The organism is Dactylosporangium sp. McL0621 (genome assembly GCF_049995355.1).
GTDB lineage: Bacteria > Actinomycetota > Actinomycetes > Mycobacteriales > Micromonosporaceae > Dactylosporangium.
On sequence record NZ_CP188259.1, the window covers coordinates 6,930,447 to 6,956,098 of the forward strand.

The window sequence follows — 25,652 nt, forward strand, 5'->3', positions numbered from 1 at the left end:
GGCGCTCCTATTCGCTGCCGGTGCGGCGCAGTTCGCCCTGCATCGTGATCCGGTCGCCGCGGAAGCGGATCCACTCCAGGTCGACCGGGCGCCCGTCGGCGAGGCGGGTCAGCCGCTCGGCCATGAGCAGCGCCGCCCGGTCCGTGGTTTCCAGCAGTGCGGCGGTGTGCGGGTCGGCGTTGACCGCCTCCAGGGAGATCTCCGCGGTCCCCAGCGGCTGCCCGGCGAGCTCCTCGATGAGCCCGAAGATGTCGCGGTGGCCGAGATCGGCGCCGAGCAGCGGCTCGCCGATGTCGTGGGCGAGGTAGGTCAGGTCCAGCGACAGCGGCAGCCCGCAGAGGTGCCGGACCCGCTCGACGTAGACCACCCGGTCGCCGCCGCCGAGACCCAGCCGCCGCGCCACGGCCGCCGGGGGCCGCACGATCGCCACGGCGCGCACCTCGTTGGTGATCTCCCCGTGGTCGCGCAGCGTCTCGGCCAGGCCCATGAGCCGGTGCAGGCCGTGCGGGTACTTTCCCGTGACCACCGTCGTGCCGACGCCGGGGACTCGCTCGACGAGGCCCTCGGCCACGAGCAGCGCGAGCGCGTCGCGCACGGTGTTGCGCGACGCGTCGAAGTCCCGGCTCAGCTGCTCCTCGCGGGGTAGCGCCCCGTCCGGATACGCCCCGTCCAGCACCTGATGGCGCAGCACGTCGGCGACCTGGCGAGCGCGATCGGCCCGCCGCCGGTGCGCATCGATGACCGTATTCACGGGCCAGACACTACTAAGCCGATAGGATTGATGGGAAGTGGTACGGGATTGCGCCACCCCGGACGGCGCAAGCAGCGCACTGAGCTGCGGGGATCGGCCGCCGTACGCCGGTTACGCCACCGGTGCGTCCGCATGGCGGGACACTTCAGGGCCGCCAGATCTCCTGCAGCACGGTGACACGGCCGCCCACCATGGTGAGCCTGAAGAACTCGTTCGGCGCCAACGGCTGCCGGGCGAAGATGGCGGACAGCTCGTCCAGGCTGACGTTCCGGATGTGCTGCGGGTCCCCCGCGGACCCGTCGAGCATGTTGAGGGCGATCCTGAGGTCGGGGGCCACGTCGACGTCGACCGTCTTCTTGTCGGGGTTGCGCGAGTAGTACCCGTCGTCCTCGTAGTCCGGGCCGAGACCGTCCTTCTGCTCCTCGGCCTTCGCCTGCTCACGGGTGTAGTACTCGAACTCGTCGACCGTGAGCCGGCGCCGGGGCACGTCGATCCCCTTGATGTACACGTAATGCTCGCCGTCGGCCAGCGGAGCCGACGGCGACGGGCTCGGGACCGCGACGTGCTGCGCCTCGGGCGACCTGGGGACCGTGAGCGCCTTCAGCGTCGTGTCGAGCTCCCCCGCGGTGGTGACGAACTTGGGGACCGGAGCGCCGGTCGCGGCGGCGAGCTGTGCGTACGACGGCTGCTCGTCCTTCGGGACCTTGTAGCCCACGAAGCGGAAGTCCAGCCGCACGCCGGCCTCGGCGGCGGCCCGGCTCACCGCGGCCTGGTCGGCCGCGCAGGCCTCGGCGCCGTGGGAGGTCACCACGATGATGCGGTTCTGCTGCTCGCCCCGCAACGGGTAGTAGCCCGCGAAGTCGCCGATCGCGGCCAGGAGGCCGCTCTGCAGCGTGGGGCGCCCCGACGGTTTCAGGGCGTGCACCGCCGCGCCGATCGGGCCGCCGTGCCCGGTGCCGGGGCCGACGACCGTCGCGGTGTTGTGCCCGTCGCCGCACGCGCCGCCGTACCGCCGCAGGGACAGCGAGTCGCCGTCGGCCGCGTTCTGCGCCGCCGCGCCGACGGCGTCGGCGATCGCCGTGAAGTCGCCGGCGTCCTGGGAGGCGTCCACGAGCAGCTCGGTCCGGTAGGCGGGCATCCCGAAGATGACCACGAGGTCGGCCGCGCCGATGACCAGGGCCACGGCGAGCACCACGAGCTGCACGACGAGCGGCCGGCGCCGCGCCCGGGCCGCGTTCACGGGCCGGCCGTCAGCTTCGCGCGCAGCGCGGCCAGCACCTGGTTCAGGGCGTTGACCTCGCTGTTGTAGTCGGCCGCGACGAGCCGGAACCGTTGCAGCGGCGGCTCGAGCGGCGATCCGGCCCGGGCGGTCGCGAGCAGCTCGGACGCCGCTGCGACGACGCGCTGCTGTTGCTCCCGCAGCCGCACGGCCCGGTCGTGTACCTCACGGGCGTCGGCGGTCTTCACCCGGTCGGTCAGGTCCGCGAACTGCGCCCCGGTGTCGTCGGCCGCCCGTTTCGCCTGGGCGAGCGTGGCGTCGGCGACGTCGAGGCGGCCGTTCACGACGGCGTCCACGGCGGTGTTGACGTTCGTCACGGTGGCGTTCAGGGTGTCGACGATCACCGCGGCGCTGTGCAGGACCGGCTCCACATTGGAGTACCAGTCCACGGCCCGCTCCAGGTCGGCCGGGTTCGCGGCGTAGAGGGGCGGCGGGGCCTTGACCGCGGTCGTGATCTGCTCCAGCTCGGCGTGCTGGCCGTCCGGCACCTGGTAGCCGATGACCCGGAACTCCAGCGCCAGCCCGGCCGCCCCGACCCGCTCGCGGATCTCCCGCTCCACGTACGCCGTGTCGTCGTCGCAGGCGTCGGCGCCGTGCCGGGTCACGACGATGATCCGGTCGACCTGCCGGGCCTTGCCGCCGAGCGGCTTCGAGAAGTCCTCGACCGCCTCCACGATGCCCCGCACCAGCGTGGGCTTGCCCCCGGCGCGCAGGCCGCTCGCCGCGGTCACGAGCGGCCGCCGGTCGCCGGTGCCGAAGCCGGTCAGGCTCGTCGTGTTGTTCGACGCCCCGCATTCACCGCCGAAGCGGCGCAGCGCGAGGGCGTCGTGGTCGCCGGAGTTGCCGACCGCCTTGCTGAGCGCGGTGGTGACCGCGCCGAGGTCGGCCCGGTCGGTGGTCTCGGCCGTGTCGACGAGGAACTGGGTGCGGTAGTTCGGCGCGAAGCTCGGCTTGAACCAGCCGAGGTACAGCCACCCCGCGCCCACGGCCAGCACCGAGGCGACGAGCGTCACCAGCGACGCCCACATCGCCGCGGGCACGTCGACCCGGAAGAAGTTCTGCTGGTGCCCGTGGTCGCCGATGTAGACGCCGGCGCTGTTGCGCACCTGGACCGTCACGGGCCCGGCCGGACGGAGCCGGGCCGAACGGCGCCGGGCGACCGCCCAGTACGCCGCGACCCCGAGCCCGGCCGCCGCCACGAACAGCCCGGCCGCCTCGACGTACGTATCCCCAAGGCCCAGCACGGCCCCAATGCTGGCCGATCCGCAGCCGGAACGTCATCGTCCCAACGGGCCCGGCTTTCGCGATCGGCCCGGCGCCGCCGTTGCCGTGCGCAGGTCCTGCGGGGCGGCCGGCGCTACGCGGCCTGACACCGGCGGTCCCGGACCGGCAACAGCAGCCGGACGACGACTGCAGCACCGCCGCGCATCATCCGCGGCATGAGCGGAAACTCGATCTATACGCTCCTCCGGCCGACGGGCCACGACGCTGATCGAAGACTTCCGGGTCGTTGGCGCCCCGTGCAGCGCGTCGGCGCCTGCCTCAGTCCATGGTCAGTCCGCCGTTGACCGGCGCGGTCGTGCCAGTGATGAATCCGCTGTCGTCGCCGGCGTAGAAGGCGACAGTCCGGGCCACGTCGTCGGGGGAGGCGATGCGGCCCAGCGCCGTCTGGGCCGCCATACGCTGCTGCTGTTCCTGATCGAGGGTGGCATGGAGGAGGCCACCCACCGGCCCCGGGGCCACCACGTTGACGGTGATCCCGCGGGGCCCCAGCTCCTGCGCGACAAAGCGGGCGAACGAGCTCAAGGCCGCCTTCGCGGTTCCGAGCGCGATCATTCCTTCATCCGGCCGCCGGCTCAACACGGCGCCGAGGTAGACGATCCGTCCGTAGCTGCGCGAGGTCATGTCGGGGACAACGGCCTTCGTCACCAGGAAGGCCGCTCGCATCTCCTGTTCCACCTTGCTGCCCAGTTCGTCGACCGAGATCTCCTCGAACGACCTGATGGCGTACGGGATCAATGCGCTGTGGACCAGGACCTCCACCTCGCCCATGGCGGCCCGGACCTGCTCGACCATGCCGAGCACGGCGTCCCCGTCGCGCACGTCGGCCTCCACGGCCATCGCCCGGCCGCCGGTGGACCCGATCGACGCGACCACATCGTCCGCCTTGTCGCGGCTGCTGCGGTAGTTGACCACGACCCGCATCCCCCGCGATGCCAGCAACCGGGCCACGGCCGCGCCGATCCCCCTGCTCGCACCCGTGATGAGGGCGACCCTGCCGCCCTGCTGAACGTTCGTCATGCCAACCTCCCGGGTGTTTCGGACATGCCCGGCGCAGATGACCGGTCACCCCGCCCGGGTGTCCCGCCGTCGCGGACCAGCGCCCCGCGCAGCACACGTCGACGGTCTCGCGCAGCAGGGACGGCCGCGCTCGGGCGGAGCGCGAGCGGCAGTTCTGAGATGAGCAGCACTCCAGGACGACGCGCGTGATCACGCTGAATAGCTGAGACGCGATGCCCGGCAATCGTCTGAGTAAACCTGGTTCACTGTGGCGGCCGACGCATCCGGAAACGCGTCCACCCAGAGCCAGTGCTACTCCGGCGACGGACCCGACCACTGGGTGAACGCCGGCGGCCACGAGTCGAACCACGTCACCTGGGGCGGCGCGGCGCCCCCGCCACCTCCACCGCCGCCGTCAACCCACGCCGAAACCGTCGGCGGCAACACCAACACCTGGACCAACTACAGCAACGCCGGCGGCAACCAGGGCCCACCGTCCGACCCAGCGGGCGACGGCACCTACCGCGATGTGCGCCATCATGCGGCGCGGCCCAATCCGCGGCCATGGCGACAGACCCGACCTGGCGACGACGCTCATCGCGATCCTGGCCATGTTGTACCTGGCTGCTCACGTGGGTGCCTGGGCCGGTAACCACAAGGCCGCGATCTCAGCCTCCAGCGGGCCGTATCTGAAGGAGGACGTTCTGATCGCCGGAGTCGATCCGCCCGATCGGGCCGGACGGTGCAACGTCCGGCCCGATCGGGGCGCGTCGAACCACTGCGGCTTCCCGCGCACCTTCAGCTGCAGGTGGAGCCGTTGAGCTTGAAGCCTGTGGGGGCGGCGGCGTTGCCGGTGTGGCTGGCCTGGTAGCCGATGGTGGCGGAGCCGCCCGGGGCGAGATTGCCGTTGTAGCCGGCGTTGGTCGCGGTCACCGTGCCGCTGGTCGGGGAGTAGGTAGCGCTCCAGCCGCCGGTGATGGTCTGCCCGGCGGGCAGGGTGAAGACCAGGCTCCAGCCGTTGATGGCGGTGCTGCCGGTGTTGGTGATGGTGATGCTGTTGGTCAGGCCGGTGTTCCACGCGTTGACCGCGTTGACGACCCGGCAGGTGCCGGTGCCACCCGGGCTGCTCGTCGGGGTCGTGGGCGACGGCGTGACGGGCGTCTTGGTCGGGGACGGCGTGACGGGCGGGGTGGTGGGGGACGTGCCGCCGGCGGCGGTGATGATGGCGCTGATGATGCCCTGCTGGGTCACGGTGTTGGAACTGCGGTTGAACAGGCCGAACCCGTACTGGCCGTTGTAGCCGTTGTCCCAGTAGGCGCTCGCCCCGCCGTACTTCTTCACGGTGGTGACCAGTGCTTTGGCGAAGTTCGCGCGGTAGGTGTTGTTCGCCGGGTCGGCCGACGTTTTGTCGATCGAGCCGTACTCACCGACGAAGAACGGATAGCCCTTGGTGACGAAGGTGTCGTACATCTTCTTCAGCGTGAGGTCCATGTAGTCTTCCTGGCCCCAGGTCGACTTCTTGGCCGAGTTGGTCGCGGCCGCTCCCCACTGCGTGATGTTGCCGTCCTCCTGGCCCGTGAAATCCCACGGGTCGTAGTAGTGCACGGAGATCATGAGTCGCTGCTCGCCGCTGGGGATGGAGGACGACCGGTAGGCGTCGGTGGGCAGCGAGAAGCCGTAGCTGCCCGTCGTGTACTCGATGTTGGTGTTCCAGCCCGGGATGAGCAGCCATCGCGACGCGTTGGTGCCGCCGGTCCGCCGGACGGTGTCGACGAAGATCTGGTTGTAGGCGACGATGTTCGAGTAGCACGGCTGGGTGGGGTTGCCGTACTGCCCGTCGAACTCCTCGTTCATCGACTCGAGGATCAGGTGATCGTTGTAGCTCGCGAACTTCGTCGCGACCTGTTGCCAGACCTTCTGATACTTGGCCTTGATCGTGGTCTGGTCCGATGCGTCGCAGATCAGCCAGGAACCGGTCACGCTCTTGTAGCCGTCGCCGTGCATGTTGATCAGCACGTACAGGCCGGAGTTGTAGGCGTAGTTGACGACCTCCTGGACCCGATTCAACCAGGCCGAGTCGACGGTGTAGTTCGGGGCGGACCCGATCTTTCCCAGGTACGAGATGGGGATGCGGATCGTCTTGAAGCCCGATGCCTTCACCCGGTCGATGAGGGCCTGGGTGATGACCGGGTTGCCCCAGGCCGTCTCGCTGGGAATGCCGTTGGCGTTGGCCTCCAGCTGATTGCCGAGGTTCCACCCAGCGCCCATGTCGGCGACCAGCTGGGGAGCGGTCAGCTGCACCGCGGCGTTGGCCGCGGTTGACCTCGTCACGCCGTACACGGCTCCGGCGAGGACCAGGGTGGCGGCAAAGACAGCGAGCCCGGCCCTCCTCACTTTCGAACTCATGACGTTTCCTCTCGTACGGTCTCGAGCGCCGGACGTGGCGGCGTCTCCGGTCCGAACCTGGCGAGGAGTGTTGCCACGGGCGCGGCGGGTGTCAATCGACGCGCTTCGACGAAATGTTCGCCTGACCGCCGGAGGCCGCTGAGCAGCCGGTTTGCCGGCGACGGCCGCAAACCGGCTCTGCATCTTTCGGACATTGCCGATGCTCTTGACGCGCCGCGACCGAGTTGCCCGCGCCGAACCACTGACGGCGCCGTCCATCAATCGAGTTACCGGAGTCATCGAGTCCGAGGCGTCGTAGGGCGCGTCCATCGACCGGTTGACCCGCGGACGTCGCGGACCGGTCACGATGGAGATCGTGACCGATGCATATGCCATCGAGGCCAAGGGCCTACGCAAGACCTACGGCAGCCACCAGGCGGTCGACGGGCTCGATCTCACCGTCGAGCGGGGCGAGGTGTTCGCCCTGCTCGGGCCGAACGGTGCCGGCAAGACCACGACCGTCGAGATGCTGGAGGGCTTCCGCAAGCGCAGCGGCGGCGAAGTACGTGTTCTCGGCGTCGACCCGCAGCGCCGCCCGCTGGACTGGCGGTCCCGGATCGGCATCGTGCTGCAGTCCACCGGCGAGTTCGAGGAGCTGTCGGTGCTGGAGGTTGTCCAGCATTTCGCCAAGTACTACCCGAACCCCGACCATCCGGACAAGGTGATCGAACGGGTCGGGCTGCAGGAGAAGCGTAAGGACCGGGCCAAGGTGCTTTCCGGGGGGCAGCGCCGCCGGCTCGACGTGGCGCTGGGCATCATCGGCCGGCCGGAGCTGCTGTTCCTCGACGAGCCGACGACGGGCTTCGATCCGCAGGCCCGGCGCGAGTTCTGGGACCTGATCCGGAACCTCGCCGCGGGCGGTACCACGATCCTGCTCACCACGCACTACCTGGACGAGGCGGAGACGCTGGCCGACCGGGTCGGCGTGATCGCCCGCGGACGGCTGGTGGCGGTCGCCACGCCGGCGACGCTCGGCGGCCGGGGCAGCGCGGCGGCGAAGGTCCGCTGGACCGTCCCGGACGGCCCGCAGGAGCACGACACCGACACCCCGGCGAAGTTCGTGGCCGACCTGTTCGCCCGATTCGGCGGCGAGGTGCCGGAGCTGACGGTCACCCGGCCGTCGCTGGAAGACGCGTACCTCTCGATGATTCAGGAGACGGCATGACCCTCACGCTGCGTCTTGGTCTGCTGCGTAGCGGCCTGGAACTGCGCCAGTTCTTCCGCGGCCGCGAGTCGGTCATCTTCTCCTTCGCGCTGCCGATCCTGCTGCTGGTCGTGTTCGGCTCGGTCTTCGGCGGCGTCGACGTGGCGCCCGGGGTGACGCTGACGCAGTACTTCGTGGCCGGCATGATCGCCGCCGCGCAGCTCACCAACGGCTTTCAGACCCTCGCGATCCAGATTCCGATGGAGCGTGACCGGGGCGTGCTGAAGCGGCTGTACGGTGCGCCGATGCCGGCCGGCTCGTACTTCATCGGCAAGGTCGCGATGGTCTACCTGGTCGGCGTGGGCGGCTGCGCCATCATGCTGGCGATCGCGACCACGTTCTTCGACGTGACGCTGCCGTCGACGGGCAGGCAGTGGTTCACGCTGCTGTGGGTCTCGCTGCTGGGCATCGCCGCCTGCACGCTGTGCGGGATCGCGTTCTCGTCGGTCCCACGGGAGGCCAAGCGGGCGCCGGCCGTGGTCACCCCGGTGGCGCTGGTGCTGCAGTTCATCTCGGGCGTCTTCTTCGTGTTCACCGACCTGCCCGCGTGGATGCAGCAGGTCGCGGCGGTGTTCCCGCTGAAGTGGATGGCGCAGGGCATGCGGTCGGTGTTCCTGCCGGACGCGTTCGCCGCGAACGAGCCCGCCGGGTCTTGGGAACTGGGCCGGGTTGCCATCATGCTGGGAGCGTGGGTGATCCTCGGACTGGCGCTGTGTCTGCTGACGTTCCGCTGGACCGGCCGGGAGGACAATTGAACGCTGCGCCAACGGGCGGGCACGCGTGGGACCGGTTCCATGCCGGCTGGCATCTGGTGGCCGTGGTGGTGCCGGTTCTCACCGGCGCGCTGGTCTGGGCCGATGACGCACTGACCACGCGCTCCCGCCTGCTGGCGTCCCTCCTGCTGTGCCTGTTGCTGGTGTGGTACTGGCGGGTCGGCGCCCGCGCGGTCGGGCGCCCCGGCGAGCGGCGCGGGATCGTGCAGTTCGCCGGGGCCCTCGTGCTCTTCGCCGGGCTCATCATGGTGACGATGGTCGCGGCGTACCTGCTGTCCGTGCTGTTCCTGCACCTGTTCCTGTTCCTCGGGCGGTGGCGCGACCGGCTGATCGTCCTGGGCATCCTCGCCGGGCTGGTCATGGCCGGCATGTTCGTCCATTTCGGGCTCTCCGCATCAACCGCTGTCGCACTCCTGCCGACGGTGGTCGTCCCGGTGCTGTCGGCCGGGCTCCTCGGCGCCTACATCTCCGCGCTCATCTCACAGAGCCGCGCCCGCAGCATGCTCATTGCCGAGCTGATCGAGACCCGCACCGCGCTGGCCCGCGAACGGCATACGGCCGGCATGACGGCCGAGCGCGAGCGGCTGTCGGTGGAGATCCACGACACGCTGGCGCAGGGCTTCACCAGCATCCTCATGCTGACCCAGTCGGCCCGGCTGACCCTCGAGCGCGACGCCACCCCGGTCCCCGACCAGCTCGATTTCATCGAGCGCACCGCCCGGGAGAACCTGGCCGAGGCGCGCTCCCTGGTGGCTGCCCTGTGCCCGCCCGACCTCAGCGCGCACAGCCTGGCCGACGCCCTGGCCCGGCTGGCCGAGCGGCACACCCGCGACACCGGCGTCCCCGTGGACGTCGAGAGCGACGACCCGCCGGGCGGCGGGGCGCCCGAGCGCGACGCCGTGTTCCTCCGGGCCGCGCAAGAGGCCCTCGCCAACGTCCGGCGGCATGCCAAGGCCTCGTCGGTGCGCATCGTGCTCTCGCCCGGCGCGCTCACCGTCAGCGACGACGGGCAGGGCTTCGAACCCGGGCGCGGGCACGGCGGCTACGGCCTCTCCGGGTTGCGCAGCAGGGTGATCGGACTCGGCGGTACCTGCACGGTCGTCTCGGCGCCGGGCGCGGGCACGACGGTCCGCGTCGAGCTGCCGATGCCATTGCCGGAGCAGGTTTTGACGGTACCGCCGGACTTACGGTGACGGTCCGTGTCCTGCTCGTCGACGACCACCCGGTGGTCCGGGTCGGGCTCCGCGGCATGCTGGAGATGGCCGAGGACCTCCACGTGGTCGGCGAGGCGGCGTCCGGCGGCGAGGCATTGACCCTCACCGTCACGCTGCGACCCGACGTGGTCCTGATGGATCTGCGGATGCCCGACGTCGACGGCACCGAGGCGACCGCGCGCATCACCGCCCGCTTGCCCGGTGTCCGGGTCCTGGTACTCACCACGTACGACACCGACGAAGACATCCTGCGCGCCATCGAGGCCGGTGCGGTCGGCTACCTGCTCAAGGACACCCCGCTCGCGCAACTGGTGGACGCGATCCACGCCGCGGCCCGGGGCGAGTCGGTGCTCGCGCCCCTGGTCGCGGCGCGGCTGGCCGATCGGCGCCGGGCACCGATCGCCGAGCAGCTCACGCCGCGCGAGGCCGAGGTGCTCGGCCTGGTCGCCCACGGACTGTCCAACCCGGAGATCGGCCGCGTGCTGTTCATCAGCGAGGCGACGGTCAAGACGCACCTGGTACGCGCGTTCGTGAAGCTCGGCGTAAGTGACCGGACGGCCGCCGTGACCGCCGCGTTGTCGCGCGGGATCCTGCGCCCACCGCTGTAGTGCCGTGCGTCCAGATCCGCGCACGTGAGTCATTGCCTGCGTCCGGCCGGCGACGGGTCTGTCAGAAACTGCTGTGGATCGGTGCAGGGGTTGCGCCGCGGTCGTATGAACGTACCGACAGTTCCGTACCCGGTCGAGGAGTCAGCGATGGCGGACGCAGCACGGGCGCAGTGGGATCGTCGGCTGGCGGTCGATTTCGGCACGACGCACACGGTGGCCGTGCTCGCGCCCACGACGGCGCTGCTGTTCGACGCCTCGCCGCTGCTGAGCTCGGCGGTGGCGATCGAGACCGACGGACGGCTGCTGACCGGCCAGGACGCGGTACGGACGGGGCAGCTCGATCCGGGGCGGTACGAGCCGAACCCGAAACTGCGTATCGACGACGAGCGGGTGCTGCTCGGCGGCACCAGCATTCCGGTCGAGGAGTTGATCGCGGCGCCGTTGCGGCGGGTGTTGACCGAGGCTTCCCGGCGCCTGGGCGGGCCGCCGTCCAGCACGGTGCTGACCTGCCCGGCCGCGTGGGGCGCGAGCCGGCGGGGGGTGCTGCTGCGGGCGGCGGAGATCGCTGGGCTGGGTGCCGTGTCGCTGGTGCCGGAGCCGGTGGCCGCGGCCTGGTACCACGCCTCGTTGCCGGCCCGGCCGGCCATGCCGGGATACACGCTGGCCGTGTACGACCTGGGCGGCGGAACGTTCGACTGCACGGTCCTGCGCCGTACCCCAGGCGGCTGGGACATCGTGGGCACCGCGGGTCGCGACGACGTCGGCGGCATCGACCTCGACGGCGCGCTGCTGGACATCCTGGCCGCCGGGGTCGTGGCGCCGAACCTGCGGCAGTGGCGGCGGCTGGTGAGCCCGACCGATCCGGCCGGCCAGCGAACCCTGCAGCGGTTCCGCGCCGACCTGCGGGCCGCCAAGGAGCAGCTGTCGCGGGCGCCGTCGGTGCGGATCCACGTTCCGCTGCTCGAGATCGACACACATGTGACCCGCGAGGAGTTCGACGCCGCCGTCCAGCCGCTGCTCGGTCCCACGATCGAGCTGACGGCGCGGGTGCTGCAAGGTGCGGCGGTGCCACCCGAGCGGCTCGACGCGCTGTTCCTGGTCGGCGGCTCCAGCCGGGTGCCATTGGTCGCCACCCTCCTGCACCGGAGGTTCGGCCGCGCACCGTTGCTGGTCGACGAGCCGGAACTCGTCGTGGGTCAGGGGGCGTTGTTGGTACCGGATGCCGAGCCCGCGACATCGACGGTCGCGGCCGAGCGGTCCGGCCCCGCACCGTCGGAGCCGGCAAGCACACCGGCCGCCGCGCCCCAGATGCCGCCACCGATCACGCCGGCCGCACCCGTGAGGCCGCGAAGACGCCGCTGGGTCCCAGCGGCCGGATGGCTCGTCGCGCTCGTGATGGTCGCGGTCGTGCTGGTGGTCTGGCAGGCGGGCATCCAGGGGCGCGGTCTGCGTGGCGGCGACGATCCGGGTTCCGGCACGCTGGGGGCGGGCAGTGCCGATGCCGCCCGGCCTGGCGGCGTCCGCGCCGAGATCCACAAGGTCGCCTGGTACAATGGGTTTCGCGTCACCTTCGGCAAGGCCGCCTACGACGCGACGGCGAAGACGCTGACGATCGACTTGAAGGTCAAGAACCTGTTGACCAAGGATCGCAGCCTGAGCACGGTCGAAGTCCCCATCTCGGTTGTGTTCGCCGGCCAGGCGACACCCGGCAAATTCCCCGGCGCGACCCGGGCGGTCGGCGCCGGCTCGGAAATCGAGGCGGACGTCGCGTTCGACGTCGCCGAGCGGATGACCAACCTGACCGGCGGCGTGCTCAGCCTGGGCAGCGACGACAAGCTGCGGGCGCAGGTACCGATCGTCGCCGGCGGGCAACTCATCAGCCTGGAACCGGTCCAGGTGCTGGCGGCCACCAGCATCACCGTCGCGGCGCTGCGTTTCGACGGCCTGACCTGCGAGCTGCGCGGCGACGACCCGAAGGCGATCCGCCAGGTCCCGGCCGGCAGCCGGGCGATCGCCTGCACCTTCGACGTCACCTACCGCGGCACCGAGGTCGACATCGGGATCTTCGCCGGCAACGTCCGCCTCGCCATGCCGGATGGCGACCTGCGTGCGCCGGACAGCGCGCCGAGTGAGGTCGTTGACAAGGACAAGCAGAACCGCAATGTCCAGGCGGTCTGGGTCGTGCCGGCGCCGGCCGGCGGACCGTACACGCTGCGGCTGCTCGACCTGGACCGCTACAGCGGGCAGCCGCGCGGCTCGGCCGACATCAAGCTCACGGTTCCGTCGGCCACGCCATCCAGCTCAACGTCGAAATGAGCGCGCATGTGCGTCAGCGTGTCCGCACAGGCGTGCCGCCTTCGCGCTCCGCGGCCGGGGCGCGGCAGTCACGGGCCGGCTCGCGGGATCAGCCCAGCGCCGCCGTTGCCGTGCGCAGGTCCTGCAGGGCGGCCAGCGCATGCGGCGCGAGCCCCCCGGCGTCGTCGCGATCGCCCTCGGACCAGTGGGCGTAGCCCCGTTTGAAGGCGAGGACCCCCATCTCGGCGGCCAGCTGCGCGATCGGGTCGGGCACGCCGCGAGCGATGAGCGCGGCGCTCATGGCCGCGGCGAGACCCACGCTCTTGAGGGCGTCGCGCTCCTGCAGCTCGGTGCTGGCCGCCACGGCCGCCTTCAGGCGGGGGCCGAGCTCGCGGTTGGCCGGGCCCATGGCGTTCGACGCGCGCTCGAGCCCGGCCCCGACCGCCTCCAGCGGGCTGGCGCTCACGGGGGCCTCGGCGATCCCCTCGGCGAGCAGCCGGCTCAGGGTCTCCTGGCCGGCGACCAGGAGCTCGCGCTTGTCGGCGAAGTGGCGGAAGAAGGTGCTCTTGGTGACGCCGGCGCGCTCGGCGATCTGGGCGACCGTGGTGGCGTCGTAGCCCTGCTCGGTGAACAGGTCGACGGCCGCGACCACGAGTCGCTGGGTCGTCTCCGGTTGCCATCGGGCCATGCGGACCATCATAGGTGATGGGACCAATGTCCCGTCGGCGTGTATGGTGATGGGACATTGGTCTCGTCACTGCAGGAGCGTTTCATGCACGTCTTCGTCACCGGTGGTACCGGTACCATCGGCTCCGCCGTCGTCGCCGAGCTGCTCGCCGGCGGTCACACCGTTCTCGCGCTGGCCCGGTCGGACCGGTCCGCGCAGGCCCTGACCGGCGCCGGCGCCCAGGTGCTGCGCGGGGACCTGGCCGACCTCGACGTCCTGCGGGCCGGCGCCGCCCGGTCCGAGGGCGTGATCAGCCTGGCGTTCGGTACCGACTACAGCACCGCCGAGGCCCTCGCCCGGTCGATCGCCGAGGAGAGCGCCGCCCTCGCCGCGCTGGGGGCGGAGCTGCTCGGCAGCGACCGCCCGATCGTCGCGGTCTCGGGCACGCCCTGGGTGCCGGGCCGCCCGTCGACCGAGGCCGACCCCGCCCCGACCGACGGGCCGGTGGGCGGGCGCGGCCGTTCGGTGAACGCGCTGCTGGAGCTGGCCGCCCGCGGGGTGCGCGGCACGGCCGTGCGCATGCCGCGCACGGTCCACAACGAGGGCCGGGGCGGGTTCGCCGGTCTGCTGACCGACCAGGCGCGCCGCACCGGCGTGGCCGGCTACCCCGGCGACGGCGCCCAGCGCTGGCCGGCCGTGCACGCCCGCGACGCCGCGGTCCTGTTCCGGCTCGCCCTCGAGTCGGCCCCTGCCGGGACGGTGTGGCATGCCGTCGCCGACGAGGGCGACGCGGTACGCGACATCGCGGCCGTCATCGGCCGGCGGCTGGGACTGCCGGTCGAGGCGGTACCGCAGCAGACCTTCGGCCCGTTCGGCCCGATCTTCGCCATGGACCAGCCGGCCTCCAGCGCCCGCACCCGCGAGGTCCTCGGGTGGCGGCCCACCCACCCCGGCCTCCTCGCGGACCTGGAGAACCTTCAGCCCTGAGGCTCCCGCAGCGCGAGGGCCGGCGGCAGCGGATCGTGGTGCAGCACGACGAGGGCGGCCACGGCGCGGGTCAGCGCGACGTAGAGCCGGTTCAGCCCGCGCGGCTCCGCGTCCACGATCGCCGCCGGCTCGACCAGGATCACGTGGTCGTACTCGAGGCCCTTCACGAGGCTCACGGGAACCACGGGCCCGGGCAGCGCCGGGGCGAGCGCGTCGGCGGCGATGACCGCGACCGTCGCGCCCTCCGGGGCCTCGTCCAGCGCCGCGGCGACCGCGGCCGCCAGGTCGTCGACGCGGCGCACGGTCAAGGTGCCGCCCGGGCGGTACGAGCGCGTCGGCTCGATCCCCGCGGCCAGCGCGCGCGCCGCGTAGTCGGCGATCGTCTGCGGCACCCGGTAGCCGGTCGGCAGGTCCAACGTGCGCACCTCGCGCTTGTCGAGGCGGGCGAGCAGGTCCGGCCACGCCGCCACCGCGAGCGGGTGGGTCGCCTGGCCGAGGTCGCCGACCACGGTCATCGACGCGTACTCGGCGCGGCGCGCGATCATCCGGCACTCCATCGGCGAGAGGTCCTGGGCCTCGTCGAGGATCACGTGCAGGTACGGGTCCACGGCCGAGGTGTCGTCGGCCGGCGGGTCCGGGAGGAGGGGCTCGGCCAGGCGCGGGACGTAGCCCTCCTCGCCGTGCGGGTCGAAGCCGTCCGTCCAGCCGACGACCCGGTGGCCCTCGCGCCGGATGACGGCCTCGGCCCAGCGCTGGGCCGCGCCGACCTGGTCGTTGTCGATCGACTGGCCGGCCTGGGCCATGGGGGTGAGCAGGCCGGGGGCGTACAGCTCCCAGCCGTCGCGCAGGCCGCAGCTCAGCACGAACGTGGAGACGAGGCGGGGGCCGGCGCCGAGCTCCCGCAGGCGCCACTCGGGCTCGGGGGCCTTCGGCGGCGCCGGGGGCTCGCCGAGCAGGCCGGCCAGCTCGTCCAGGAGCGGGACGTCGTCCACGGACCAGTCGCCGGCCCGCCCGCGGTACGACGCCGAGAGCCGCTCGGCGTCGGCGGGGTCGAGGCCGACGACCCGCTCGGGCTCGGCGAGCCAGGGCAGCACCGACGCCGGGGTCAGCGGCGGCCACCACGCGTGCAGGAAGCGCACGAACTCGCCGCGGTCGCGGACCTCCTCCGTGAACAGGTCGCGGTCGAGGTGGGCGCCGTCGACCCCGGCCCACAGCGCGTCGAGCAGGGCCCGGGCGGCTCGCGGGCGGGCGGCGTTGGGCCGGCCGTCGTCGCGGACCCGGCGGCGCACCTCGCGCAGGCCCGCGGCGTCGAGGGTGAGGACCTGCCCGGCGTACACCAGGCGCAGTCGGCTCGGGGCCGCCGGGGGCGTCTGCCACATGAGCTCCGTCAGGACGTCCCGCATCCGCTCGGCGCCCTTGATGCCGGCCAGCGCGGCGGGGTCGCGGCGGGTCGCGGTCACGCCGTCGACGAGCTCGCCGATCGCGCGCAGGTGGACGCTGTCCTCGCCGAGCGACGGCAGGACCCGGCCGATGTACGTGGTGAACACCGTCGACGGGCCCACGACGAGGATGCGCCCGTCGGTGAGGCGGCCGCGGTCGGTGTACAGCAGGAACGCCGCCCGGTGCAGCGCGACCTGGGTCTTGCCGGTGCCCGGGCCGCCGGTGATGAGCGTGACGCCGCGGGCCGGGGCCCGGATCGCGCGGTCCTGCTCCTGCTGGATGGTGGTGACGATGTCGCGCATGTGCGGGCCCCGGGACCGGCGCAGGGCCGCGAGCAGCGCGCCCTCGCCGATCACGCGCAGGTCGCCGGCCCGCTCCGGGGTCAGCACGTCGTCGTCGAGCTCGAGCACGTGCCGCCCGCGGCAGATGATGACGCGGCGGCGCACGACCCCGAGCGGCTGGCCGGAGGTGGCCCGGTAGAACGGGGCGGCGGCGGGCGCACGCCAGTCGATGAGCAGCGGTTCGATGCCGTCCCGGACGCCGAGGCGGCCGATGCGGAAGGTCTCCCCGTCGTCGAAGTCCAGGCGCCCGAAGACGAGCCCCTCCTCCTCGGCGTCGAGGGCCCGCATCTGCGCGGCGGCGCGCAGCACCATCGCGTCGCGCTCGACCAGTCCGGTCACCGTGCTCCCGGAGGCGCGGGTGTACCCCTCCCGGGCGAGCGCGGCCGCCTGCTCGCGCATGCCCTCGAGCCGCTCGTACACCCGGTCGACGATGTGCTGCTCGGCGGCGATCTCCTGCGTTCTGACGTCGGACACACTGCAGCGTAGGCCGGGCGGGAGCGGCGAAAATCGGCATTCAGGGCGATTCGTGGGGGTTGTGCGGCCCGTACAATGGAAAGTGCCGGACCGCTCCCCAAGGATGCGGCCCGGCGTTGTCCGGCGGTTACCGGCCCAGCAGGCGCCAGGTCTGGTTGAGCGGGATGCCCGGCCCGGCGGGGTTGCCGGTCCACTGGTGGATCAGCGCGTGAGCGGCGGTGGAGACGGCGCTGACGTCGACGCACTCGGCCGTGGACCTCCTGCTGGAGCGCATCGCCACGCCCGATGCCCTGCCGCGCCATGTCCTGCACGCACCGCCGATCTCGCTGGGCCGACAACGACCTCACCGCCCTCAGCGGCGGACCCCGCGCGGCCGGCGCCCCGGCAATCGTCACCACCGTGTTCGCGCACGACCCGGGCACGGTCCGGGCGCTGCACCGATCGTCCGACCGGCACGTGCACGAGCCTTCGTACACCGAGCGGTGACCGCTCGCCTCCGGTCGCTGCGGGGCTGTCGCCGGGGTTCGGGTCGCATAGGGTGGTGTCCATCGCCAAGCATTCGCCGGAGGGGGCCGCGCCGTGACCGAGGACCGGGACCCGTACCGCCACGAGGACACCCCGCAGCAGCCCTACGACCAGCCGGTTCCCTACACGGCCTGGGCCGACCCGTACAGCAACGACGACGCCCGGCAGCCGCGCAATCCCTACGGCAGTCCCCCGGGTCCCTATCTGAGCGACGGCGACGTCCGGCCGCCGCCGTACCCCGCCGACATCCCGAGCTATCCCACCGGCGCCGCCCCGCCGGGCCCCTACCTGAGCGACCTGGACTCGACCGGCCGGACGGCCGGGCCGCGCAGCGTGGACCGCGATCCCCTGCTCGTGCGCCTCTGGCGCCGGATCACGGGGTCCCGTTGAGCGAGATCGTCAAAGGCGTCCTGGGCGGCGGCTGGGCGCTGCTCGTCGGCTGGATCGCGCCGGCGGCCGTCAACGTGGTGCTCGCGGTCTGGGTGTTGTCGGGGACGCACTGGCTGCCCGGGATCGGGCGGCTCGTGCGCGACGTGGACGTCGCCGGGGCCGGGCTCGCCGTCGCGGTGCTGGCGGGGCTCATGCTCGCGGCGGTACAGACGCCGCTGTATCGGATTCTCGAGGGCTATCTCGGCTGGCCGCGGTCGGTGGCGAGCCGGGCCCGCGAGGGCATGCGGCAACGCAAGCTGCTGCTGGCCGACCGGATCGCCGCGGTCGAGCTCGTCGACCGGGAGCGCGCCGGGCGGCTCGACGAGGCCGGGGCGGAAGCGCTGGCCGCGATGCGCGCGCATCGGGCGGTACGCCGGCATCTGGTCGCCGACGCGAACGGCGGCGCGGTGCGGCGCGGGCTGCTGCACGAGCGGCTGCGGCGCTTCCCGGTGGACGACGACCAGGTGGTCGCGACGCGGCTGGGCAACGCGATCCGGCGGCTGGAGGAGTACGGGTACGACCGCTACCGCCTCGACACGCAGGTCTTCTGGTACGAGCTGACGTCGGTCGTCGAGGAGCGCAACACCAAGCAGGTCGAGCAGGCGCGCACGACTGTCGACTTCTTCGTGGCCCTGCTCTACGGCCACCTCGCCGTCGCCGGGGCCGCCCTCGTCGCGGCGCTGGTGCGGCCGGGACCGCTGCCGTGGGCGGCCGCGGTCGGCCTGCCGCTGCTGTCGTACTGCTGGTACCGGCTCGCCGTCGTGACGACCGACGAGTGGGCGGCGGCGGTGCGCGCCATGGTCAACGTCGGGCGGGCCCCGTTCGCGGCGGCGCTCGGGCTGACGCTGCCGGCGACGCTGGACGAGGAGCGGGAGATGTGGGCGCGGCAGTCGCGGCTGGCCCGGCTGTCGTACAAGGACTTCAGCGCCGGGGGTCATCGTGAGTCTGCGCGAGACGTACCGCAGGACCCGGCTCGGGCTGCGGCTGCGCAAGCGGCTGATGCGGTACCTGCAGACCAGTGACCCGTCCTCGATCATGGCCGACGAGGCCGTCGCCGAGGCCACCGAGCTGCTCGGCCTGATCCGCTTCCCCGACGCGGCCTCGGCGTCCATGACGGTGATCGGGATGCTGCACTGGGAGCGGTACGGCCGGCTGCGTGACGAACGCGGCCAGACCGACCTGCACCGGGCCCTGACCGCCTACGCCCACCTGTACCGCGCCGAGCCGGACGCGGTGCCCGACCAGCTGCGCGCCTACGTGGCCCACTACGGCCCGGACGGGATCCCGCCCCTGCACCCGGAGGCGGGCCCGGCCCGCACCTGGCAGTTCGAGGCCGACGACCTGGTCCGGGAACACGACCGGACCGGGGCCGTCGGCCCGCTCGAGGAGGCGATCGCCCGGTACCGCCGGGCCCTGCACGCGACCCCGCCGGGCCACCACCAGCGGCCGGACCTGACGTCGCTGCTCGGCACGGCGCTGCAGCTGCACGCCCGGCAGACCCGCGACGCCGCCGAGCTGGGCGAGGCGATCGCCGTGCTGCGCAGCGCGGTCGAGCAGATGTGGCCCGGCTACGAGCGGCCGGCGCTGAACTGGGCCCGGCTCGCCGCCGCCCTGGAGCAGCGGGCCGAGCCGGGCGACCTCGAGGCCGCGCTGGCCCTGCTGCGGCAGGCGAACGCCGAGCCCGGCAAGCACCGCATCGAGCTGGCCAACCGGCTCGCGGGGGCGCTCCTGGCGCTCGACCGGCCCGACGCGACCGCGGAAGCGGTGGCGCTGCTGCGCGAGTGCGTGGCCGCGTTCGCCGAGGACGATCCCGAGCGCGTGCCGTACACGCGCAACCTCGCTCTCGCGCTCGGGTCGAATGTGGACGACGACGACGGCGAGCCGCCGGACCCGGAGTCCTCGGCGGACACGCTGCTGGGGTGGTGGCGGGAGGAGCGGGAGGAGTACCAGCACACCGGGGACCCGTGGCTGCTGCCCGAGGTCGTCGACCTGGGCCGGCGGGCGCTCGCGGCGCTCCCGGCCGGCGATGACCGGCACGGCCTGGTCCTCAACAACCTGGCAAGCGATCTGCGCCTCGCGTACCGCCACGACCCCGACCCGGGGCTGCTGACCGAGTCGATCGAGCTGAACCGCCGCGCGGTGACGGCCATGCCCGCGGACGATCCGGCCGCGCTGGTGTCCCGCTGGAACCTCGCCGAGGGGCTCGAGGTGCTGGCCGAGCGCACCGGCGACGCCGCGGCCCTCGCCGAGGCCGTTGAGACCATGCGCCAGACGGTGCGCGCGGCCGGCGCGGACGACGCGCGGCGCCCGCGGCTGGAGTCGGCGCTCGGCCGGATGCTGCGGGAGGTGTACGACCACACCGGTGATCCCGCGCCGCTGGCCGAGGCCGAGGAGGCCGGTCGCCGGGCCATCGCCGGCCCGGGCGGCCCGGACCACGGGCACCTGTCCGAGCTGGGCCTCACGGTATGGGCCCGGGCCCGGTACGACGGCGACGCGGCCACGGCGCGGGCGGCCGACGAGCTGCTCGCGCGGGCACTGGACCTCGCCGGCGACGATCACCTCGCCCGCGGCCGCTACCACGACCTGCGGTGCATCGCCCTGCAGGAGATCTACCGGCTGTCCGGCGACGGGGCTGCGCTGGACGAGGCGATCGACGAGGGCGGCCGGGCGGTCGCGCTGATCGGCAACGACCCCGGGGCGCGCCGGTTGAACCTCAGCCTCGCGCTGCTCATGCGGGCCGAGCGGGCCAACCGGCCGGCCGACGTGCAGGAGGCGGTGCGGCTGGCGCGGCAGGCGCTGGACGCCGCCGCGGCGGACGACCCCGACCGCGGCCGGCGTCTCGACCATCTCGGCATCGCCCTGCGCACGACGGCCGAGCTCACCGGCGACGCCGCCGCGCTGCGGGAGGCCGTGGAGTGCGGGCGGGCCGCGGTGAGCGCCGGCGGACCGCCGGCGGAGCTGGCCGGGCGCTGGAACAACCTGGCGCTCGCGCTCGGCCGGTCCGCCGAGACCGTCGGCGACGAACAGGCACCGGCGGAGGCGGCCGCCGCGGCCCGGCGCGCCGTCGAGCTCGGAACCCGGGCCACCGCCCGGGCGACGTTCCGCGCGACCCTGGCTCGCATGCTGCTGGTGCAGTACCGGCACACGTCGGACTCGGCGCTGCTGGCCGAGGCGCACCGGGCGGCCGCCGACGCCGCCGGGGCCACCCCGCCCGGGCACCACGACCGCGGGCTGCGCTTCGAGACCCTCGGCAACGTCCTGCACGCGACCCTGGAGCGCACCGGCGACCCCGCGGTGCTCGCGGAGCTGGTGGCCGCGCGACGCGAAAGCCTGGCCGCGTCGCCGCCCGGGCACCCCGACCGGTCCGGCCGGCTCAGCAACCTCGCCCTGGACCTCGGCCTCCTGCACGACCATGCACCCGACCCCGCGCTGCCGGGCGAGCAGGTGCGCCTGCTGCGCGAGGCGGCCGGCCACACGCCGGCCGGGCACCCCAGCCGGCGGGCCGTCCGGTCGAACCTGGGTGTGGTGCTCCTGGAGGTGTACGAGACCAGCCGCGACGAGTCCGCCCTGCTGGACGCCGTCACCGCCGGACGGGAGTCCGTCGCCGGGATCGAGCCGGGCGACCCGAGCCGGGCCGGGTTCGAGGTCAACCTGGCCCAGAGCCTGGCCGCGCTGCACACCGCGACGCTGGACCCGGCGCCGCTCGCCGAGGCGGCCGAACGGCTGGAGCGGGCCTCGGCCGCCGCCAACGCACCCACGCGCGTGCGGGTCCTGGCCGACCGTGCCCTCGGCGGGATCGCGATGCTGACCGGCGACCCCGCCGCCGCCCTGCGCGCGTACGAGCGGGCCGTGGAGCGGATGCCGATGCTGGCGCCGCGCCGGCTGCTGCGCGCGGACCGCGAGCACGGCCTCGGGCAGCTGGCCGGGCTCGGGGCCGAGGCGGCGTCCGTCGCCGTCGCGGCCGGCGCCCCGGAGCGGGCCGTCGAGCTGCTCGAGCAGGCGCGCGGGCTGCTGCTGGCCGAGACGATCGACCTGCGGGGCGACGTCGACGCGCTGCGCGAGCACGACCCGGCGGTGGTCGAGCGGTTCGTCGCCCTGCGGGAGGAGCTCGACGCCGCCTCCGGGCTGGCGCCGGCCGACCGCGACGCGCTGCTGGCCGAGTGGGACGCCCTGCTGACCCGGGTCCGCGCCGTGCCCGCCCTCGCCGGTTTCCTGCGTCCGCCCCCGATCGCCACGCTCACCGCACACGCCGGCCGGGGCGCGGTGGCGATCGTCAACGTCAGCCGGTACAGCGGCGAGGCTCTGCTGCTCGTGCCCGGCTCCCCGGCCGTCCTGGTGGTGCCGCTGCCCGGGCTCACCCCGGCCGCGGCCACCGCCCAGCTCGGCGCGCTGGCGCACGGCATCGCCGGCACCGCCGACCCGGACGCCGCACGCCGCCGGGAGGGCCGGGAGGCGCTGGACGGGACCCTCGAGTGGCTGTGGCAGCACGTCGCGGAGCCGGTCCTGGACCGCCTCGAGCCCGCCGGGGCCGAGCCGCCGCGGCTCTGGTGGTGCCCGGTCGGCCCGCTGGCGCTGTTGCCGCTGCACGCCGCCGGCCGCGCGGGCGGCCCGGCCGTCATGGACCGCGTGGTGTCGTCGTACACGCCGACGCTGCGCGCGCTCGGCTACGCCCGCCGCGCGGAGCCCGCCCCGCCCGGCCCCGGCGACACCGTCGTGGTCGCGATGACCACGACCGCGGGCGCCGCCCCGCTGCCCGGGGCCGACATCGAGGCGAGACGCATCCGGGCGCTGCTGCCACAGTCGAGCCTGCTGCGCGACGCCGAGGCGACCCACGACGCCGTGGTCGCGGCGCTGCGCACCCACCGGATCGCGCACCTGGCCTGCCACGGCTCCACCGACCCGCGTGAGCCGAGCCGGTCCCGGCTGCTGGTCCACGACGACGCCGAACACCCGCTCACCGTCGCCGCGATCGCCGGGCTACGGCTGACCGGCGGGGCCCTGGCGTACCTGTCGGCGTGCAGCACGGCGGCGACCACGCCCCGGCTGGCCGACGAGTCCGTGCACCTGACGGCGGCGTTCCAGCTGGCCGGGTACCGCCAGGTGATCGGCACCCTCTGGGAGGTCGACGACCGCGCCGCGGCCCGCCTCGCCGACGAGCTCTACACCGACCTCACCGGCGACGGCAGCGGGCCGCCGGACACCGCCCGCACGGCCCGGGCGCTGCACCGGGTGGTCCGCTCGCTGCGGGCCGCGTACCCGCAGCGCTCCGACCTGTGGGCGGCGCACATCCACGTCGGCGCCTAACCGCCGGTCGGGTGGTTGGTCAGGGGCGTGAGCTGGTGAATGTCGTGGCGGCTGCGCAGCGCCGCGATCGCGGCCTGGTCCGGTGGTCCTCCGGCGGCCAGCAGGTCGGTGAGCTCCTGGAGGTAGAGCTCGTGGCCGGCCGGGGACACCAGGAACAGCATCCGGGCCGTTTCGCGTCCCGGGTTGAAGAAGGCGTGCGGGCACCCGGCGGGCACGAACATGAAGCTCCCCGGCCCGCCCCGGAACACCGTGGCGCCGGTCTGCGACTCCCAGGTACGCCAGTCGCCGCCGGCGTTGCCGGTCGGGTGGAAGGCGAGCAGGTCGAGCTCGCCTTCCAGCACGTAGAACACCTCCTCGGCCTGCTGGTGCCGGTGCGCTCCGACATCGAACCCCGGGGCGACCTCGGCCTCGAACGCCGACCAGATCGCCGACTGTCCGGCGCCCGACTTCAAGGTCATGGCCTGGATCCGGCGGCCGCCTCCCGGCGGTAGCAGCAGTCCATCGGTCATTGTCCGCTCGCTTTCTGGGCTCGGGGTTTCCAGCCGGTCGTACGCAACCAGGTCTCCAGCCGCATCAGGTCCGGGTGCTGCGCCCGCAGCGCCGGGAGGTCGACCGGCTCGGAGGGGTGCTCGTTGAAGAACGTGAACATCTGGGCCAGTTGTTCGTCGAAGGCGCGGACCTGCGCGACGGGGGTCTGGCGGAAACGCGCCGGGAGGCCGCAGACCCGGCCGAAGGTCCCGGCGATCTGCGGCGGTGTGAGCCGGTCCCCGGCGATCTCGACGGTCCGGCCGAGGAAGTGCTCGGGCCGGTCGAACGCGATCGCCGCGAAGGCGCCGATGTCGCGGACCGAGATCAGCTGCATCGGCAGGTCCTCGCGCACGGCCAGGCTGACCACCAGCTCGCCGTCGTCCAGGACCGGGCGGTTGTAGGTCGCGAAGTTGTCCATGAACGACACGGGACGCAGGACGGTCGCCGGAAGTCCGAGCGCGTGGATGTGCTCCTCGATCCGGGCCTTGCTGTCGTAGTACGGGATCCGGGACAGGGCGTCGGCGCCGTTGAGCGAGCTGTAGACGAGATGCCCGATGCCGGCCTCGTGGGCGAGGCCGGCCACCGCCTTTCCCCGCCGTTCCTCCGCCACCACCGCATCGGGGCTGATCCGGGGACCGTCCATCATCGTCAGCACGAGGAAGACCCCGTGTACACCCCGCATCGCCGCGCGCAGCGACGCCGGATCGTCCAGGTCCCCGACGACGAGGCCGGCCCCCGCCGTCCGCAGCGCCCGTGCGGCGGCCGAATCGGGGTCGCGCACGAAGGCGTGGACCGTGTGACCGTGTTCGAGCAGCTGCCGCGCGGTCGCGCCGCCCTGCTGGCCGGTGGCCCCGATGACCAGCACCGGCCCCTCGTGATCTGCCATGAGTGGCAGAATAGTGAGCGTTCGCCCGGCTGGTCCTGGTGCTGATACTGCTAGCCTGCGGTCGGTAACCGTCCACTCCGCCCGGGAGCCGAGCCGGCGTGACGAATGGCAATGAGACGCCGCGGCCGGCGCGCCGGGCCGAGCCGGCCGCCTCCCCCGCGGCTGAGAACGAGACGCCGCGGCCGGCGCGCCGGGCCGAGCCGGCCGCCCTCCTCCAGGCTCAGAACGAGACGCCGCGGCCGGCGCGCCGGGTCGAGCTGGCGGCCTTTCTCCGGGCTCAGCGGGCCCGGCTCCGGCCGGTCGACGTGGGGCTGCCGGAGGACCTCGATCCCGGCCGGCGCCGGACTCCCGGCCTGCGGCGGGAAGAGGTCGCCGAGCTCTCCGGGGTCGGCGTGACCTGGTACACCTGGCTGGAGCAGGGCCGGAACATCGCGGCGTCGGAACAGGTCGTCGACGCGCTGGCCCGGGCGCTGCGGCTCGACCCCGACCAGCGCCGGCACCTGCGCGGCCTGGCCGGTCTCGCCACCGCGGTGGGCGAGACACAGCTCGGTGACGCGCTGCCCCGGCTGCAGCGCCTGGTCGACGCGGCCGCCCCGACCATCGCCTCCATCTATGACACGCACTTCGACTACGTGGTGTGGAACACGCCGTACGCGCGGCTGCGCCACGACCCGGCCGCGCTCCCCGCCGACCGGCGCAACCTCCTGTGGATGATGTTCACCGACGCGCAGAGCCGGGCCCGCATGGTCCGCTGGGAGCCGGCCGCGCGGGCGGTGCTGAGCCAGTTCCGGGCCGTCGTCGGCCGGCGCCCCGACGACCCGCGGTTCGCGACGATGGTGGCGGAGCTGAGCGAGGCCAGCCCGCAGTTCCGCGCGTGGTGGGCGACGTATCCGATCCGCGACTTCCGGCCGGCGACGATCCGGATCGACCACCCCGAGGCCGGCCGGCTGGACCTCGAGCTGTTCCAGTTCCACCCGGTCGAGCACCCCGACCTGCTCATGGTCCTGCAGGTACCGGCGAGCAAGGACGCTCTCCAGCGGGTGGCGTCGCTGCTCGACGGATCCTGACCGGCCCGGGTCGGCCACCGGGCCTGTCCTCGACGTCCAGGTGCATCTGGACCATGCGGAGGTGCCCTTCGCCAGTCCGCGGGCGCGCTTTGGGCGCCCGCGTCAGAGGGTCAGCGTGTGTACCCGGCCGCCTGCAGGAATGCCTGCGGAGAGTC

21 protein-coding genes are annotated in these 25,652 nt (G+C 73.4%); 11 read left to right on the forward strand and 10 right to left on the reverse strand.

Translation table 11 applies throughout. The annotated features are described in order from the left end of the window. Positions 1-7: 7 nt before the first annotated feature. From ACPPVO_RS32635 to ACPPVO_RS32655, 5 genes are all read right to left on the reverse strand, one after another. Positions 8-751: a GntR family transcriptional regulator gene (locus ACPPVO_RS32635; RefSeq protein WP_426502384.1), complete on the reverse strand. Its 744-nt coding sequence runs from the start codon at positions 749-751 to the stop codon at positions 8-10. Between the two features lie 145 nt (positions 752-896). Next, positions 897-1,991 (reverse strand): hypothetical protein, encoded by a 1,095-nt coding sequence (locus ACPPVO_RS32640; RefSeq protein ID WP_426502385.1) that lies wholly within the window; start codon positions 1,989-1,991, stop codon positions 897-899. Next, a complete protein-coding gene (locus tag ACPPVO_RS32645; protein WP_426502386.1) occupies positions 1,988-3,274 on the reverse strand; it encodes a hypothetical protein in 1,287 nt (428 codons plus the stop codon). The genes ACPPVO_RS32640 and ACPPVO_RS32645 overlap by 4 nt, the downstream gene beginning before the upstream one ends. A gap of 298 nt (positions 3,275-3,572) precedes the next feature. Next, on the reverse strand, positions 3,573-4,331 hold the full coding sequence (locus tag ACPPVO_RS32650) for an SDR family oxidoreductase (RefSeq protein ID WP_426502387.1): 759 nt from the start codon (positions 4,329-4,331) through the stop codon (positions 3,573-3,575). A gap of 777 nt (positions 4,332-5,108) precedes the next feature. Beyond that, positions 5,109-6,716 (reverse strand): cellulase family glycosylhydrolase, encoded by a 1,608-nt coding sequence (locus ACPPVO_RS32655; RefSeq protein ID WP_426502388.1) that lies wholly within the window; start codon positions 6,714-6,716, stop codon positions 5,109-5,111. A 346-nt stretch (positions 6,717-7,062) separates the two neighbouring features. Between ACPPVO_RS32655 and ACPPVO_RS32660 the strand changes: the two genes are divergently transcribed. The 5 genes from ACPPVO_RS32660 (at position 7,063) to ACPPVO_RS32680 (ending at position 12,870) form a co-directional block, all read left to right on the forward strand. Further along, on the forward strand, positions 7,063-7,920 hold the full coding sequence (locus ACPPVO_RS32660; RefSeq protein ID WP_426502389.1) for an ABC transporter ATP-binding protein: 858 nt from the start codon (positions 7,063-7,065) through the stop codon (positions 7,918-7,920). Continuing rightward, complete coding sequence (locus ACPPVO_RS32665; protein WP_426502390.1) at positions 7,917-8,714, forward strand: ABC transporter permease; 798 nt, start codon at positions 7,917-7,919, stop codon at positions 8,712-8,714. Before ACPPVO_RS32660 ends, ACPPVO_RS32665 begins: the two co-directional genes overlap by 4 nt. Continuing rightward, the gene (locus ACPPVO_RS32670) at positions 8,711-9,925 is read left to right on the forward strand and encodes a sensor histidine kinase (RefSeq protein WP_426502391.1); all 1,215 of its coding nucleotides are present in this window, start codon (positions 8,711-8,713) and stop codon (positions 9,923-9,925) included. The genes ACPPVO_RS32665 and ACPPVO_RS32670 overlap by 4 nt, the downstream gene beginning before the upstream one ends. Positions 9,926-9,981: 56 nt before the next feature. Continuing rightward, positions 9,982-10,554 (forward strand): response regulator, encoded by a 573-nt coding sequence (locus tag ACPPVO_RS32675; protein WP_426514738.1) that lies wholly within the window; start codon positions 9,982-9,984, stop codon positions 10,552-10,554. A 147-nt stretch (positions 10,555-10,701) separates the two neighbouring features. Beyond that, the gene (locus tag ACPPVO_RS32680; protein ID WP_426502392.1) at positions 10,702-12,870 is read left to right on the forward strand and encodes an Hsp70 family protein; all 2,169 of its coding nucleotides are present in this window, start codon (positions 10,702-10,704) and stop codon (positions 12,868-12,870) included. 88 nt (positions 12,871-12,958) lie between these two features. On the opposite strand, the gene ACPPVO_RS32685 is transcribed toward ACPPVO_RS32680, so the two are convergent. Further along, a complete protein-coding gene (locus tag ACPPVO_RS32685) occupies positions 12,959-13,537 on the reverse strand; it encodes a TetR/AcrR family transcriptional regulator (protein WP_426502393.1) in 579 nt (192 codons plus the stop codon). A gap of 84 nt (positions 13,538-13,621) precedes the next feature. Between ACPPVO_RS32685 and ACPPVO_RS32690 the strand changes: the two genes are divergently transcribed. Next, positions 13,622-14,503, forward strand: a complete 882-nt coding sequence (locus ACPPVO_RS32690) for an SDR family oxidoreductase (protein WP_426502394.1) — start codon at positions 13,622-13,624, stop codon at positions 14,501-14,503. On the opposite strand, the gene ACPPVO_RS32695 is transcribed toward ACPPVO_RS32690, so the two are convergent. Both ACPPVO_RS32695 and ACPPVO_RS32700 read right to left on the reverse strand, forming a co-directional pair. Next, on the reverse strand, positions 14,494-16,758 hold the full coding sequence (locus ACPPVO_RS32695) for a HelD family protein (RefSeq protein ID WP_426502395.1): 2,265 nt from the start codon (positions 16,756-16,758) through the stop codon (positions 14,494-14,496). The two genes, ACPPVO_RS32690 and ACPPVO_RS32695, sit on opposite strands and share 10 nt — an antisense overlap. Positions 16,759-16,885: 127 nt before the next feature. Continuing rightward, the gene (locus tag ACPPVO_RS32700) at positions 16,886-17,038 is read right to left on the reverse strand and encodes a hypothetical protein (RefSeq protein WP_426502396.1); all 153 of its coding nucleotides are present in this window, start codon (positions 17,036-17,038) and stop codon (positions 16,886-16,888) included. A gap of 20 nt (positions 17,039-17,058) precedes the next feature. Here ACPPVO_RS32700 and ACPPVO_RS32705 point away from each other — a divergent pair, with 20 nt between their 5' ends. The 4 genes from ACPPVO_RS32705 to ACPPVO_RS32720 all read left to right on the forward strand — a co-directional run bounded on the left by ACPPVO_RS32705 (position 17,059) and on the right by ACPPVO_RS32720 (position 23,016). After that, on the forward strand, positions 17,059-17,244 hold the full coding sequence (locus ACPPVO_RS32705) for a hypothetical protein (protein ID WP_426502397.1): 186 nt from the start codon (positions 17,059-17,061) through the stop codon (positions 17,242-17,244). 93 nt (positions 17,245-17,337) lie between these two features. Continuing rightward, the gene (locus ACPPVO_RS32710; RefSeq protein WP_426502398.1) at positions 17,338-17,673 is read left to right on the forward strand and encodes a hypothetical protein; all 336 of its coding nucleotides are present in this window, start codon (positions 17,338-17,340) and stop codon (positions 17,671-17,673) included. Beyond that, on the forward strand, positions 17,670-18,734 hold the full coding sequence (locus ACPPVO_RS32715) for a hypothetical protein (protein WP_426502399.1): 1,065 nt from the start codon (positions 17,670-17,672) through the stop codon (positions 18,732-18,734). The genes ACPPVO_RS32710 and ACPPVO_RS32715 overlap by 4 nt, the downstream gene beginning before the upstream one ends. Next, on the forward strand, positions 18,652-23,016 hold the full coding sequence (locus ACPPVO_RS32720) for a CHAT domain-containing protein (RefSeq protein WP_426502400.1): 4,365 nt from the start codon (positions 18,652-18,654) through the stop codon (positions 23,014-23,016). Before ACPPVO_RS32715 ends, ACPPVO_RS32720 begins: the two co-directional genes overlap by 83 nt. Here ACPPVO_RS32720 and ACPPVO_RS32725 read toward each other — a convergent pair. Further along, positions 23,013-23,525 carry a cupin domain-containing protein gene (locus ACPPVO_RS32725; protein WP_426502401.1) on the reverse strand — a complete coding sequence of 171 codons (513 nt, stop codon included), beginning with the start codon at positions 23,523-23,525 and terminating at the stop codon, positions 23,013-23,015. The two genes, ACPPVO_RS32720 and ACPPVO_RS32725, sit on opposite strands and share 4 nt — an antisense overlap. Beyond that, positions 23,522-24,430: an NmrA/HSCARG family protein gene (locus tag ACPPVO_RS32730; protein ID WP_426502402.1), complete on the reverse strand. Its 909-nt coding sequence runs from the start codon at positions 24,428-24,430 to the stop codon at positions 23,522-23,524. The genes ACPPVO_RS32725 and ACPPVO_RS32730 overlap by 4 nt, the downstream gene beginning before the upstream one ends. A 98-nt stretch (positions 24,431-24,528) precedes the next feature. On the opposite strand from ACPPVO_RS32730, the gene ACPPVO_RS32735 reads away from it, so the two are divergent. Then, positions 24,529-25,497 (forward strand): helix-turn-helix transcriptional regulator, encoded by a 969-nt coding sequence (locus ACPPVO_RS32735; RefSeq protein WP_426502403.1) that lies wholly within the window; start codon positions 24,529-24,531, stop codon positions 25,495-25,497. Positions 25,498-25,652: the final 155 nt, after the last annotated feature.